The organism is Sorangium sp. So ce1014 (assembly GCF_051521505.1).
GTDB lineage: Bacteria > Myxococcota_A > Polyangia > Polyangiales > Polyangiaceae > Sorangium.
On record NZ_CP150356.1, the window covers coordinates 8,802,996 to 8,817,336 of the forward strand.

The 14,341-nt window shown below is 68.8% G+C and carries 12 protein-coding genes and 1 pseudogene; 10 read left to right on the forward strand and 3 right to left on the reverse strand.

The genetic code is table 11. The features are described 5' to 3' along the window. The first annotated feature begins 401 nt into the window (after positions 1-401). The 7 genes from WME75_RS33340 to WME75_RS33370 all read left to right on the forward strand — a co-directional run bounded on the left by WME75_RS33340 (position 402) and on the right by WME75_RS33370 (position 7,366). Positions 402-1,280 (forward strand): hypothetical protein, encoded by an 879-nt coding sequence (locus WME75_RS33340; RefSeq protein ID WP_437479318.1) that lies wholly within the window; start codon positions 402-404, stop codon positions 1,278-1,280. A gap of 257 nt (positions 1,281-1,537) precedes the next feature. After that, positions 1,538-1,663, forward strand: a complete 126-nt coding sequence (locus WME75_RS33345; RefSeq protein ID WP_437479319.1) for a hypothetical protein — start codon at positions 1,538-1,540, stop codon at positions 1,661-1,663. Between the two features lie 994 nt (positions 1,664-2,657). After that, on the forward strand, positions 2,658-3,125 hold the full coding sequence (locus WME75_RS33350) for a hypothetical protein (protein WP_437479321.1): 468 nt from the start codon (positions 2,658-2,660) through the stop codon (positions 3,123-3,125). Between the two features lie 9 nt (positions 3,126-3,134). Further along, complete coding sequence (locus WME75_RS33355; RefSeq protein WP_437479322.1) at positions 3,135-4,349, forward strand: radical SAM protein; 1,215 nt, start codon at positions 3,135-3,137, stop codon at positions 4,347-4,349. A gap of 134 nt (positions 4,350-4,483) precedes the next feature. Beyond that, positions 4,484-5,704 (forward strand): PAS domain-containing protein, encoded by a 1,221-nt coding sequence (locus tag WME75_RS33360; protein ID WP_437479324.1) that lies wholly within the window; start codon positions 4,484-4,486, stop codon positions 5,702-5,704. Positions 5,705-5,730: 26 nt separating this feature from the next. After that, positions 5,731-5,955: a hypothetical protein gene (locus WME75_RS33365; protein WP_437479326.1), complete on the forward strand. Its 225-nt coding sequence runs from the start codon at positions 5,731-5,733 to the stop codon at positions 5,953-5,955. A gap of 487 nt (positions 5,956-6,442) precedes the next feature. Beyond that, positions 6,443-7,366, forward strand: coding sequence for a hypothetical protein (locus WME75_RS33370; protein ID WP_437479328.1), 924 nt, complete (start codon positions 6,443-6,445; stop codon positions 7,364-7,366). A 757-nt stretch (positions 7,367-8,123) separates the two neighbouring features. On the opposite strand, the gene WME75_RS33375 is transcribed toward WME75_RS33370, so the two are convergent. Beyond that, positions 8,124-8,906 carry an AAA family ATPase gene (locus WME75_RS33375; RefSeq protein WP_437479330.1) on the reverse strand — a complete coding sequence of 261 codons (783 nt, stop codon included), beginning with the start codon at positions 8,904-8,906 and terminating at the stop codon, positions 8,124-8,126. Between the two features lie 431 nt (positions 8,907-9,337). Between WME75_RS33375 and WME75_RS33380 the strand changes: the two genes are divergently transcribed. After that, positions 9,338-10,681 (forward strand): Kelch repeat-containing protein, encoded by a 1,344-nt coding sequence (locus WME75_RS33380; protein ID WP_437479331.1) that lies wholly within the window; start codon positions 9,338-9,340, stop codon positions 10,679-10,681. Positions 10,682-11,101: 420 nt separating this feature from the next. On the opposite strand, the gene WME75_RS33385 is transcribed toward WME75_RS33380, so the two are convergent. Continuing rightward, on the reverse strand, positions 11,102-11,407 hold the full coding sequence (locus WME75_RS33385) for a hypothetical protein (RefSeq protein WP_437479333.1): 306 nt from the start codon (positions 11,405-11,407) through the stop codon (positions 11,102-11,104). Positions 11,408-12,580: 1,173 nt separating this feature from the next. Here WME75_RS33385 and WME75_RS33390 point away from each other — a divergent pair. After that, complete coding sequence (locus WME75_RS33390; protein WP_437479335.1) at positions 12,581-13,204, forward strand: hypothetical protein; 624 nt, start codon at positions 12,581-12,583, stop codon at positions 13,202-13,204. A gap of 92 nt (positions 13,205-13,296) precedes the next feature. Here WME75_RS33390 and WME75_RS33395 read toward each other — a convergent pair. Then, positions 13,297-13,578: pseudogene (locus WME75_RS33395) on the reverse strand (ABC transporter ATP-binding protein); the annotation flags it as partial. Between WME75_RS33395 and WME75_RS33400 the strand changes: the two are divergent. Beyond that, positions 13,513-13,986 carry a hypothetical protein gene (locus tag WME75_RS33400; RefSeq protein WP_437495092.1) on the forward strand — a complete coding sequence of 158 codons (474 nt, stop codon included), beginning with the start codon at positions 13,513-13,515 and terminating at the stop codon, positions 13,984-13,986. The pseudogene WME75_RS33395 and the gene WME75_RS33400 overlap by 66 nt on opposite strands. Positions 13,987-14,341: the final 355 nt, after the last annotated feature.

The window sequence follows — 14,341 nt, forward strand, 5'->3', positions numbered from 1 at the left end:
TTATGAAGGGCAGCGGTTCCGGAGCACTGAACACGTCGAGGCCCAGGGAGGATCACCATCGAGGCCGCGAGGCGGGAAGAATCGTCCCTCCGATCTTCCCGTGTCGCCGTCTTCGAGGTCCGAGCTCTCGCCGTGGATCGAGCGGCCGGCTCGCTCTCGCGCTGTTCATCGCGGGCTGCTCGCCCGCGGTCGTCGACGACTCGCCGGCTCACCTGCCGGACGGCGGAGGTGGCGCCCCCACCACGCCGCCGTCACCCGCTGCATGCGACGCCTCTGCGGCCGACGGTGTCGCGGTCTCCGCCTCGTACGTCCACGCAGGCGTCCCGCAGGCGCCCGGAGCTCCCCCCTACGCGATCGACGGCTGCTGGCTGGTCTACGTCGCGGCGCCCGAGGCTGGCGACGTGAGCGGCGATCTGAAGCTGCGTCATCTCGGCACGGGTGAAGAGCTCCTCCTCGCGCCCGCCGCCGAGGCGCCCCGCCGGCCTGCGCTCGCCGGCGATGTCGTGGTCTGGGAGGCGACGGAAAATGGAACACGCGTGGTGCGCGCGCGCCGGGGCGGCGAGACCGGTACGATCCCCGGCCCGTTCGATCATGCGGGCGAGCCGCGCGTGGAGGGAGGCGCGGTGGTGCTGACGGGCTGGCTGACCGCGGACGAGGCGGGCGACACGGACGTCTTCCTGTACGAGACCGGCCAGGCGGAGGCGGTCCGCATCGCGTCCGGCCCGGGGCAGCAGCGCTTCCCGGACATCTCGGCGACGCACGTCGCCTTGGCCGACTTCTCCGAGGATCCCGACGGCCGCTTCGACGAGGACGCGCGCGATCTCGCGGACATCGTGGTCTATGATCGACGTACGAGGCGCGCCACCCTGCGCGCCCGGGAGGGCAAACAGGCCTTCCCGATGCTCGGCGCCGGCGAGAGGATAGCCTATCTCGAATGGGCGCCGGCTCATCCGGAGCCCAAGTTCGAGCAGTTCGAGCTGCGGATAGGAGACATCGTTGCGCCAGGGAGCGGCGACGCCGTGGCGGCGAGCATCGCGATCGCGAGCGCGCCGTTCGTGCTTCCCGCGGTCCGTGGCGAGCTCGTCGAGTGGGTGGAGCGGCCTGAGGTGGGCGGCGAGGCGTCCTTACGGCGGAGGCCGGCCGATCTCTCGGCGCCTGCGGTCGAGGTCCCCGGGCTCTCGGGCCTCGAGCTGTTCGGGCCGTCGGCCTCGGCGACGATCACGGTGCTCGGGGCGCGCTCGCCGGGCGGCGCGCTGGAGCTCCGCGGCATCCCGCGGTGATCCACAGGGCCACCTGCCGCGCAGGCTGGCTCCTCGGCGACGCGGTGCGCGTCCGGGAATGCCACCTCCCGGCGGCGATGGATCTTGCGAGGGGAGTCCTTCGCGCAGCGATCCGGCTTCTTTTACCTACGCGCCGGGGGGCGCGAGGATGGGGATACCAGAGGACGGGGGCGATGGCCCAGATGGCGTGAGGTGTCTCCCGAGGAACCGCTGCCAGGACGGCCGACCGGCGCTACACGCGCGAGGACGTCGCGGCGATGTGCGGCCAGGCGGGGCTCAGCCTCGTCTGGGCGAGGCCTGTGGCGCTGGGGATGTGGGAGCAGGAGCTCGCGGCGGACGATCCGAAGGCGAAGGAGCTTCTGTTTCTGGTGGAGCGGGGCTGAGCGATCTCTCGACCGGTTGCTCGTCGGCGCTCCTACCCGTTCCCTACTCGAAGTTCATCTCGACATCCCTCCGGCTCATCTGGACAGCCCCCTCGCCCATCTGGACATCCCGGCCGCTCATCTGGACATCCCCCCGGCCCATCTGGACATCCCCCGGCCCATCTGGACATCCCACCCCTCGGCCTCGCCTCCCGGGTCCCCCCACCCGCGTCCAGGCGCTGTTCCGTGCTGAACGTCTCCACGAACGAGCTCATCCTCGACGCTTCGCGCCGTGCCCCGAGGGGCGCGGGACGCAGGAGGAGGGGTCCAGCAGTCATCATGGCAAAGCAGGGGAAGGACTTCGAGCGCTGCGTCTAGGTCGCCGCCGAGACGGGGCGGACCGACAACCCGCTGAACATTCCGTACGATATCGCCGGGCGCGAGGCGTGGCCGCCGCGGCGTTCGTGAAGAAGTACTGGGAGCCCGACGGCGATCGCCGAGCTGCTCCAGCAGCGACGCGAGGATCTCCTGCTCGGAGGCGAAGCGACGCGCTCGTCCTGCCGACACCGCGGCCACGCAGACCCCTGCACGCTCGAACGCCTCGGAGACGAGCCGGACGCGGTCCTGTAGACGCCGTATTGACCCATCTTGCCCTTCGCCCCGACGACGTGCTCCTGAATGCCGAGCTTCTCGAAGCGAGCATTCCGCTCGCCGACCACGTAGAGCGCGTCACACGCTCGTCTCCGGCGGCGCCTCGTGTTCGCTTGCCCCCTGCTCCGCTACAGAGTTCCGCCCATCTGACGAGTCCGGGTATTGCGAGGAGACCATCCACCTGGCCTGGCCGAGCGGCGCCCCGAGCCCGGGGCATTGCGAGCTCCTCCTGCCGCGCTCAGCCCCTCCTGCTCCAGCAGGATTCCGACGCTCGCGCCGGCGTCGCCGAATCCATTCTCGGGTGCACGCTCTCTGCTGAAATTGCTGCTTGACGCCCGATCGCGACATCTCATAATCGTTCTTTATGACGTCTCGCCTTATTGTTTGCCCTTCGTGCGCCAACCTCGCCAAGCCCTCGGAGTCCCACTGTCTCACCTGCGGCGCGCGCCTGCGCTTGCCGGCGGGCTGGACCGGCCCCATCGCGCCCGCCGCGATGGTGCTCATGGGCCTCGCGGCCGCCTCCTGCACCGAGAATGTCACCGGCGGCAGCCTGGACGGCAGCGACGGTTTCGACAGCAGCGGCGGTATCGACGGCAGCGGCGGTCTGGGGGGTGCCGGCGGCATCGTGACGACCAGCGACACGACGGTCTCGGTCGTCGCCGGCTACACCTCCGCGGTCAGCGTCGGCGGGGGCTTCGGTGGATCCCTGGGCGGCGGCGGTGAGGGGGCCGCCGCCGGTGCAGACGGCGCGGGCGGCACCGGTGGCGCCGCGGGCACGGGCGGCGCCGGAGGCACAGGCGGCGCCGCGGGCACCGCGGGCGGCGGCAGCTAGGTGAGCTCCGTGGAGACGCGCGGTCGTCCGCCGGTCCCGATCCGGATGCGGCGTCCCGAGGACGGGGAGGGGCACATTCCCCTTCACGCCGTCTGGGAGGTCACGATGAAATGCGACCAGGCGTGCGACCACTGCGGGTCGCGCGCGGGGCCGGCGCGGTCGAGCGAGCTCTCGACCGAGGAGTGCTTCGATGTCGGCAGGGCGCTCGCCCGGCTCGGGTGCCGCGAGGTCGCGCTCATCGGGGGCGAGGCGTACCTCAGGCACGATATCCACGAGATCATCCGGTTCCTGGTCCATCTCGGGCTGCGCGTCGTCATGCAATCGGGAGGGCGGACGCTGACGGCGGCGCGCGCGCGGGCGCTCAAGGAGGCGGGGCTCTCGGCGGTGGGCATCTCGGTGGACGGACCGGCGAGCGTCCATGACCGGCTGCGCGGCAACCTCGGGAGTCACCGGGCGGCCATCCACGCGCTCGACGTGGCCCGGGAAGCGGGCCTCGTGACCACCGGGAACACGCAGATCAACCGGCTCAATCACCTGATGCTGCGGGAGGTCTGCGCCGAGCTCAGGGCCCACGGGATCCAGTCGTGGCAGGTGCAGCTCACCGTGCCCATGGGGCGGGCCGCGGACAGGCCGGAGTGGATCATCGAGCCGGCCATGGTGGTCGAAGTCCTCCGCACGCTCGCGGAGATCCAGGTCGAGGCGGCGAAGGAGCCGTGGGGCGAGGTGCCGTTCAACGTGGTCTGCGGGAACAACCTCGGCTACTTCGGGCCGCACGAGGTGATCCTGCGCTCGCGGCCCGGCGGCGCCGTGCAGCACTGGGGCGGGTGCAAGGCGGGCGTCGACGTCATCGGCATCGAGTCCGACGGGACGATCAAGGGCTGCCCCTCGCTCCCGACGGCGCCGTACACGGGCGGGAACGTGCGCGACTTATCGCTCGAGCAGATATGGGATCACAGCGAGGCGCTGCGCTTCGCCCGGGAGCGCTCGCTCGACGAGCTCTGGGGGTTCTGCCGGACCTGCTATTACGCCGAGGTGTGCAAGGGCGGGTGCTCGTGGATGGCGCACTGCACGCTGGGGCGGCGGGGGAACAACCCGTTCTGCTACCACCGGGTGGTGGAGCTCAGGAAACGAGGCATCCGCGAGCGCCTCTCGCTCGCTGAGCGCGCGCCGGACCGCCCCTACGACTTCGGGCGCTTCGATATCGTGGAGGAGCCCTGGACCTGAGCGGGCGGCGGAGGTCGCGGGCCGCTCATCCATGAACTCCGGCGTGGGCTCGTTGCCCTCATGGCTGACCCTGCTTCGCGGTGAGGGTGAACTGACGCTCGACGCGCGGCGTACGCGCTTGGTAGAGTGGTTTCATGATGGGGGATGAGAAGTCGGTCGAGGTGGCTGGGGCGGGGACCCGCGCCGCGCGCGGGGAGGCGGCGCCGCTCGCGCTGATCGAGGCCTCCGGCGATCTCCGCGATCCGGTGATCGCCGGATGGAGCGAGGCCGCAGAGCGCCTCTTCGGGTACACGGCGGAGGAGGTCCTTGGGCAGAGCCTGCTCGACACGCTGTCGGGCCGCGGCGGCCGGGAGGCCTTCCGGCGCCTCGCCGAGGACGGCAGCGGCGCGCCGCATCGCTGCGAGAGCGCGCGGAAGGACGGGAGCGAGGTCGTCGTCGCGTGGGCTCAGCATCCCCTCCGCGACGGGTCCGGGCGGCCGGCCCGCGCGATCTACGTGGGGCGCAGCGTCGGGCGTGACGAAGAGCAGGGCACCTCGGCGCGGGCCCCGGCCGAGGCGGAGCCCGGGGTGGCGCAGCAGCTCCTCCAGGCCATCCTCGACCATTTGCCGATCGTCGTGTGCAAGTACGATCGCGAGGGTGTCTTCACGTTCCATGACGGCAAGGGGACGGAGGCCGCCGGGGTCAAGCCGGGGCAGTTCCTCGGCGCGAACATACTCGAGCTGTACGGCAGCGACATGGAGGCCTCGTGGGGAATGCGCCGCGCGCTCGCAGGGGAAGCCGCGCGAGACGTCTCCGACGTGCAGGGCGCGAGCTGGGAGACATGGTATCTCCCGGTTCACGACGCTCGCGGGGAGCCCGACGGCGCGATCAGCGTCACCCTGAACGCTTCCGAGGCGAGGCAGAAAGAGATCGAGCTCCGGGCGAAGCTGCAGCTCATCGAGAAGCAGCAGAAGGTCATCCGCGATCTCTCGACGCCCATCATCGAGGTGTGGGACAAGGTGCTGACCCTCCCGATGGTGGGTGTGGTGGATAGCCTGCGGCTCTCCGAGGTGATGGACAACCTGCTCTCGACGATCGTGAGCAAGGACGCTCGGTATGCGATCCTCGATCTCACCGGCGTCGATGCGGTCGATACGGACACGGCCCGGCACCTCATCGAGATGATCGACGCCATCCGGCTCCTCGGCGCGGAGGGGATCGTCACGGGGATCCGGTCGAACGTCGCCCAGACGATGATCACGCTCGGCGTCGACCTCTCCGGCGTCACGACGGTGGGCAACCTCCGCGCGGGCCTCAAGCTCTGCATGCGGCGCATGGCGGCGACGGGCGAGGCCGGCGGCGCGCCGGTGAAGTGAGGAGAGGGGGCTCGATGGCGCGCCCCTTGACTGACCGGCATTGGCCCTGGGCTCGCTTCGGCTTCGGCGACGAGGAACGCGCGATCTCGACGACCTTGCCGCGGAGGAACCGGCACGCGTCGTCGTCGGCGGTGCTCGACGGCCACAGGAGCTCCGTCGGCATGCCGTTGATCACGAAGGGCAGCGGGCGCGTGGCGAGGTGCCGGCGGGTCTCGCGGATCTGCGCGGCGATCGTGGCCACGTGGAGGTGATGGCGCTGGATCTCGCGAGCCAGGCGAGCATCCGCGCCTTCGCGGAGAAGCTCCGCGCTACGCGATCCGCCCCCCTCCTGGGAACCTGACGCTGTATCTACGACTTATCCATGCATCAAAGGGCCATCCTTACACTTCGACCGCCTGCAGGAGGTCGTCCCAAGCGCGCCGAATTGTTGGAGGGCCGGGGCGCACATGGGATGCTCGGCAAACGACCATGGCCAGATCTTCGTCGTGGACAGGCTCCCCATCGCGGGTCGCGGGCGCACCACACCCCGCCACCGTGGCGCAGAAGAAGGCCGCTCCACGGTGGGCCGGGACCCCTCCCCTGCCTCCCCATCCAGCCACCGTCGCGCAGCGGAGGGCGTCCCCCGGACCGAATGCCGCCCCCGACTTGCCGCCTCACCCCGCCACCGTCGTCCAGCCACGGGCCGCCGCCCCGGGCCTGCGCGGGCCGGGCGGCGCCGTCATCCAGGCCGCACAGGCCGTGTCCTTCAGGAATCTGACCATCGTCGCCGCCACCGACTACAACAACCAGACGCGCGAAGGCGGCAAGGGGATCGTCGCGGGGTCCAAGATCCCTCACTCGAACATCCACTTCGACCTCGGGAGCGGCGACGTCTCCTACAACATCGACGACATGTGGACGAACAGCCGCGCCGGCAAGGTCACGCTCGAAAAAGGCATCCACAACCTGCGGATCAAGAAGCACGAGCTGCGCAACCTCCTCGTGGCATGGAACGGGAGCCGTTCGATCTTCGACGTGCTCGCCGAGGAATACGTGCTCGACGGCACGAACCCCGCCAACTGGCGCAGGCCAGGCATGGGCGACGGCGACAACATCCAGATTCAGCTCGCCGACGGGCTCGCCCTGAACAGCCAGTACACACGACGCGCGGTGCTCCACCTGCTCTCCATGAGCGCGGGGATCTTCTGGCGCGAGCGGACGATCAGCTTGCTGAGCGGCAATGTCCGCTACAAGGAGAAGGTCAACAATGGACAGCCGGCCGACAAGACCGTCGCCGTGAACTGGGCGTCGGTCACGGCGCAGGTCCGTGGGGTGGTCCGCGACAAGCTGCGGCGGCACCAGGACCCGCCCAAGAACGACGACCACCTGGACGTGCCCCCCTCCAACCCGGCCGTCGGCCCGAGCTACGACGCGGCGATCGCCGAGATCCTGGAGCAAGAAGCGGGCTTCCGGTGGCTGTTCGAGAAGGGGCTGATCAAGAAGGCCCACGGCCAGTACGACCCCGCCTCCGCGGCGACGTGGGTCAGGGACCCGGCGCTGCAGACGACGAAGCGCCAGCTCGTGAGCACGGACGACGTGATTCAGCCCCTCAACCACATCCGATTCATCATGTACATGGAATGGCGCGGCGTGCGCGAGATCCAGAAGGTCCTCAACGACTGAGAACGGAAGCCGCGGCGCGGCGGTTCGGGCCTGCTTCCGATATCGGAGCCAGCCGGCGACGGCCCGGCGCTCTGCCCCTCGGGCGGCAGGGGCGCGCCGGGCGGAACAGGCGCTGCGGCCTCGCCCTCGGGTTTACCGTTCTTCCGGGCGGCTCCCCGGCCGCTCGGCCCGACGCTCCAGTTCGCAAACGGCGAGAGCAGCTCGATTTAGCTATCCTGCGCGGGTGGCTCGACAAAAATACAAGGTCATAGCCGTTCGTCGGTATAGCGTCGAAGGTGAACCAGGTCGCGAGATCGTTCTAAAGATCGGCGAGCCAGTAGGGTACCGCCATACGGTAGGATGCCTGCCGCTTGGTGCTACGTCGCGGTAATCCCAGGCGTTTCAGGCGTGGAAGACCTGCCTGATCGCATATGGCCCGTTCTCTCAATGAGCTCGTGGAGTGATCCAGCTCCTTGCGGTGCCTCTTCACCGCCGCGACGTCGCGGGCCGCGCGCACCGAGCTGTTGACGATCAGGCTGGCTTATGCTCCGCCGAGCAGGCTCATTGACGGCCATCGCGGGCGTGCTCGGTTGCGTTCAGGACTCGCGACGGCCATCGTTCGGGCGCGCACCGCAGGGCGCCTGACGATCGCCATCATCGTTCGTGACCGCCGATATCGGCGCCGGCGAGGGGTTCCTCCGCCGGCGCCGAGGGGGCGCGTGCCGTCTCGGTCCGCGTCAGCTGCCGTCCGTCCCCAGGTCGCCGACGAGCCGCGCCATCACGTCGCGCTCGACGAGCTTCTTCTTCCGCCGCGCCGCCTCGCGCAGCGCGGCGGTGGCCATGCGGTCGATCTCGCGCAGGCTTGAGCCAGCCGCCTCGTGGAGCAGGCTGAGAGCGTCCGCGGTGAAGACGTCGCGGTGAAGACGTCGCGGTCGGCGCCGGCGCGGCTCATCCGTAACCGCACGTACTCGCCGGTGTCGTCGGGGACCATCGCACCAATCGACAGACGCCGCTCGATGCGCGAGTACAGCGAGCGGTTCTTGCGCAGCTCAAGCCGGCCTTGGAGGTCAGAGAGCCCTACCAGGATTAGCGACAGCAGCGCGCGGCTGTCCCATTCGTAGTTCAACAAGATGTGAAGATGATCGAGCGTGTCCTGATGGAGCAGGTGCGCCTCGTCCAGCAGGAAAACCGGGTGGATGCGCTCACGGCCCAGGGGTTCGACATGAGCGCTGACAGCGTAGAAGGCGGCCGCCGCGGTCGCAGCGGGGTTGAGGCCGAGCGCATGGCAGAGCTGGCGATAGATGTCGCGGATGTCGCTGCGCGACATGCGCGCCCACCGGCGCAGCGTGGCCCAGCCGGCAACGGCGCTGTCGCCGAGGATCTTGGCCGGGCTCACGCACCGCCGGACCTCGGCCACCGTCACGAGCTCAAGACCCCAGCGCGCAAGGGCGAAGCCGATCGCGGCGGCGCCGTCCTCGGGTGAGCGCTCGCCCACGCGCGCGGGCGCTACCACGAAGGTGGCGGCGAGAAGAGCGAGGGCGAAGGCGCGACGGCGAGCCATCGGGCGGGACGGTATACGGGCGCGGCGCGGGGTGGAGGAGGGTGCGGGGGCAAACGTGGGGGCGGAGGCGGAGGCGGAGGCGGAGGCGGCAACCGGAATCTGATCGAGTACCGCTGTTGAGGAAGGGGAACAGGTCGAGTGCCGGATGGGCCATGGACCTTGCCAGGTGTGGCGGTCGCCATGTTCGAATTGCATGCCGCCGGACCGGTACGAGCGGCATGAGCAGAGGAGAGCGCAGCCGGGAATGGGCGGCGAGAGCAGCAGGAGATCGAGGGGAAAGCAGGGGGAAGCTCCCGCTCTTTGCTTGCTCCCATGTTGACGACATCACAGATCTCATGCACGATCGTTGCTCGTCGTACCAGGGACGGGGGACGTATCTCGACAAACGCAGGAGAGCTATGCACCTTCGTCGATCCCCTATTGCTTGCATCGTGCCGCTTTGCCTTTCGCTTTCGTCCTCTGCGCTCGCTTCGGTCTGGCAGGGCCTGCCGGACATGGCCGTGACACGCCACGGTCATGCGGCGGCTTTTTTCTCGGGTATTGGCGTGGTCGCCGCGGGCGGGCACACGAACCTGGAGCCGGGGGATGGCTCCTCGTTCGAGGCGCTCGATCTGGACACCGGGACGTGGACGCCGCGAGACCCCGCGCCTGTAATGTATTTCACGACAGGGGCTCTGCTCCCAGATGGCCTGTGGGTGGTCCGCGACCTCGAGCAGGCCTACACGTATGACCCCGTGAGCGATACCTGGGTCGCAGAACCCCTGCTCGCCTCGATCTTTCTCGACGATGTGACGCTCAGCGTGCTCCCGGACGGCGATGTGCTCCTCACGGGCGGAACTATGGACTTCGACACGGGGAGGAGCTCGCTCCGTTATGATCGCATGGGCCAAACACTCCTCGATCGAAGCCTGAATCAAGGCCGCGCGAGCCATACGGCGACGACGTTGCCTTCCGGGCTCGTGCTCGTCGCGGGCGGCCGGGCGTGGGCCCCGACGGAGGAAGGCGACGATATTCAGATATCTTTGGTCGAGGCCGAGGTGTACGACCCCGCGACCGATACGTGGACCGTCGTTTCGCCCATGCACGCGAGCCGCCAGCGGCACACGGCCGCGCTCTTGCCGTCTGGCGACGTGCTCGTCGCGGGAGGCTCTCCGAGCACGGCGACGGCAGAGGTCTATGATCCGGCCGCGAATACGTGGGTCGATATCGCGCCCATGAACGAGGCGAGGTGGGGGCATACGATGACGTCGCTCCCGAGCGGGCGCGTGATTGTCACCGGCGGCGTCGGCGCAGGTAGCGGCACGGCGCTCACGTCCGTGGAGGTGTACGATCCCGTGACCGGGACATGGACCTTGCTCCCGCCCATGGCAGGGAACCGCTGGCGACACACGGCCACGTTCGTGCCAGGGCACGGTCTGCTCGTGACCGGCGGACAGACGTACGCGTTCTCCGAACCCAAGGTGAGCGTGGAGCTCTACCCGCTCGGCAATGCCGCGCTCGACGCTGCATGTGTCATCGGCGATGAATGCGCGAGCGGCGATTGCACGGGCGGCGTGTGCGTGGATGGCAGTGGCGCAGGCGGAGCTGGCGGTGCCGGCGGAGCGGGCGGAGTGGGCGGCGTGGGCGGCGCAGGCGGCGCAGGCGGAAGCGGCGGCGCGGAGATTCCTCCCGGTGGCGGTGGCGGGCAATGCGGGGTCGCCGCGCGCTCCTCGGGGAATGCCGGATGGCTCGCGCTCGTCGGCATCGGCCTCCTTCTTCGCCGCCGTCGACGTTGACATCTCCGCGGCATCGACCGCGTGCCATTCTCGCGTGAGGGCACGAGGCAGCGCCGCGGGGGGCGGAGGCGGAAACGGAAGCGGAGGCGGTAGCGGCAGCGGCAGCGGGGGCGGAGGCAGACATGGGGGCGAGCTTCTTCCGCGGATTTCCGCGGATTTCGAGGCCGGTGCCAGTAGGGTACAGCTATACGGTAGGATGCCTTCCGTTTGGTGCTACGTCGCGGTAATCCCAGGCGTTTCAGGCGTGGAAGACCTGCCTGATCGCACAAGGCCCGTTCTGTCAATGAGCTCGTGCAGTCGGACTGCACGAGTCAGGAACGGCTCCGAGAATCTTGACTTTGCGGAACGCGTTTGCTTGTCCTATCCGCACAAAGCGAACACCTGCCTATTCGCGAGCGCCTCTCGGTCGCCGCGAAGGCGCTATTCCGTTGGCCAGGGGCGGTTCCTGCGACCAAACCGGGCCATCATTTCCCTGGCGCGCGGAGATGAGCTCAGCCGGTTCGCCACCGCCGGATGATCGGCCTTTCCTGCGTGTTCGATCGCAATCACGGCCTCGGCTGCCGTGTCCATGTCTCGATCGAGCGCTTCAGCAAGCACGGATAGAGTCTCGTCGTCCTTCCAGCCGATGCATCGGAGGGCCTGGATCGCTTCTGCCGAGCAAATTCCGGTTGAATCGCGAGCGGCGTCGCGCAGGAGAGGCTCTAGACTGATGGCTTGCGCTCCCATGAGTCGGGCGGAGATCAGAGCGCATCGGTAGACCTCCCCGTAGCTCCGGTACGAATGCCCGAAAGGATTGACTGCCGAGCCATCCAGTACCGATCGTATGGCAGCCAGAGCCGGCGCGCCCATTTCTGCCATTCGGTGTGTCGCAAAGACTCGAGCGGCAGGATCGGAAGAAAGCGTGATGAGTTCTTTGCGGAACGCGTTTCCAGATCGGTCGCCGAACCCCGTGCGCTGCAGGGGAGCGATGCCACGCCGCCCTTGGTCCGACCCATGACGAGGGTCGGGTCATCACCTCCCAGCACCCAGCTCCCGCTCCGGCAAGCTTTGCCGACCTGAGCAAGACTTGCGTTCTCCGCGCGCTCCTTCGAGCAATGTTTGCTCCCGGCGCAGCGCGACGGCAGCGGCGCCGGCCGGCATCGAATGGCCGTCGCCCGCGAGACGGGGCGAGCTGCGGCCCACGCCGGGACGAGCCGATACGAGCTGGTACGACGCATGCTCTCACGTCCATCGAAAGGAATCGTCCTTGAAGAAATCCAATCCGCACCGCCTGCCCGCGATGGCCCTGTCCATCGTCCCCGTGCTCGCCGGGGGCTGCGTCTCTCCTGACGCAGGCTCCGGAGCAGCTGTCGGCGCGCTCGCCGCGCCGGAGGTCGAAGCGCTCGCCGCGCCGGAGGTCAAAGAGCTCGCCGCGCCGGAGGTCAAAGAGCTCCCCAAGAAGCGGTGCCGATCCGAGCCGCTGTCGTCGGCCGGCTGGGCAATGGTGGGTGTCCCCGGCGTCAGGGACCGGCTCGCCCCCTGCGCGCAGTTCCCCAAGCACTGGCTTTACGCCATCGACAACAGCACCGACACGTTCAAGGACTACTTCGCTGCCGTCGGCGATGAGCTGCTGAAGACGCGGAGGGCGTTCTCGCACTCGTCGCTCTACTTCCACGAGGAGTACGGCTTCCCTGACCGGCTGCTCAAGCTGCACCACGACCTCGCCCCGGCGCGGGGCGAAGTCCTACCTGACGAGCAGAAGCCGGTGATCCGGTTCATGTACGGCTTGCTCGACATCCCGGGGCGCCACGGCGTCGACGATATCTACAACAAGCTGACCGAGCGCCTGGGGACCGATTGGAGCCGCTGGAACGTCAAGGTGGCGGTCAAGGCGGCGTTCATGTCGCCTTCTTCGATCACATGCCGGAACACTCGCAGCCAGGCTCGCACGCGAAGTTCTACATGCTCGACGGCGCCGGCTTCTACGTCGGCTCGCAGAACATGTATCCCTCCGGGATCCGCTCGACGCTGCACATCCCCGAGCTCAACGAGTTCGGCTTCTACGTCGACGCCCGGCCGACAGAGCCCAACGACCTGTCGAACGAGGCCACGAAGCGAATCGTCGTCCCGAGCTGGGAACGAGCCCGGGAGCGCTACCAGGCCCACCAGCGGGTGGGCTGCGCGGCCCTCCCGCACCAGGTCCGCCTTCAGGGCAGCACCGGCGCGCCGGGCCACTTCACCTGCGCCAGCGCCTTCGATCTCGACCTGAATTTCTACGATGTCGCCTACGACGAGGTCGCCGCGGTCTCGGGGCAGACCACGTGCACGTCGGCCGGTCGGGTCGTGAACGTGACGATCGCCGGAAAGATCGCGACCGAGGGCGTGTTCACGGGCACGATCTCGGGCGTGGTGCCCGGCGTCGCCGCCGATACGGCGGACTTGCGCGGGACATTCCGCGAAGGCTCGCTCGATCTGTCGTTCGCGGACCTCGAGCCGATCCACGGCGTGAGCTACAGCGGCACGGTGCGCTCGCTCGGCGACTGAGCGGGACCTGATCCTCCCCCCGCTACCGTCGACGCTGAACCGCCCGAGCCGTCAGGCGCTCCGCCGTCACCCGAAGACGACCTCGGGCCGGCGGCGCCGGTCGGGCCGACGATCGCGACCGTCTGGCCTGGCATGATCGTGAGGTCGAGGTCCTCGATCAGGGGCTCGTCGGGCTTGTAGCGGAACGTCACGTGCTCGAACCGGACCTCGCCGGTGACCTTCGGCAGGGCCGCGGGCGGGGTGGCGTCGGGCGACTGGCCCTGTTCGTCGAGCAGCTCGAACACCCGATCTGCGGAGGCAACACCCGATTGAAGGACGTTCGTGACGGACGCGAGCTGGCCGAGCTGCTGAGAGAACTGGCGCGAGTACTGGATGCTCGGTCCGACCGCATCCTCGGCCAGACGAGGATGATCGACCTGCCGAACCGCGCGACGTGGATCGTCACCGCGAACAACCCGCACCTGTCGCTCGAGATCGCACGGCGCTGCGTGCGCGTGCGGCTCGACGCCAAGACGGACCGGCCGTGGGCGCGCACGGGCTTCAAGCACTCGCCGCTGCGCGAATGGACGAAGACGAACCGCGTGCGGCTGGTGCGCGCGGTTCTGGTGCTCGTTCGCGCCTGGCTCGCCGCAGGACGACCGCCAGGGAAACGCACCCTCGACTCGTTCGAGTCCTGGGCGGCTGTCGTGGGCGGCATCCTCGAGCACGCGGAGGTTCCCGGCTTCCCAGTAGGGTACAGCTATACGGTAGGATGCCTTCCGCTTGGTGCTACGTCGCGGTAATCCCAGGCGTTTCAGGCGTGGAAGACCTGCCTGAACGCACAAGGCCCGTTCTGTCAATGAGCTCGTACCGTCGGACTGCACGAGTCAGGAACGGCTCCGAGAATCTTGACTTTGCGGAACGCGTTTGCTTGTCCTATCCGCTCGAAAGGCGTGGCAAAGCAAGACCGCCAGCTCGATTGTCACATGATCGATGACGAGCTGCACAGCCACTCCTGCCGGAGGAGCGGTGTCCTTTCGGCCCTACGGCGGTGCCGTGCGAGAGTGCCTGTCGCGAGGTGGCACCGCGCGGGGGACAACCCTGCGCGGCGCGCTCGTCGAGGAGAGCCGCGTGATCGGTGGGGTCGCCTTTCCCTCC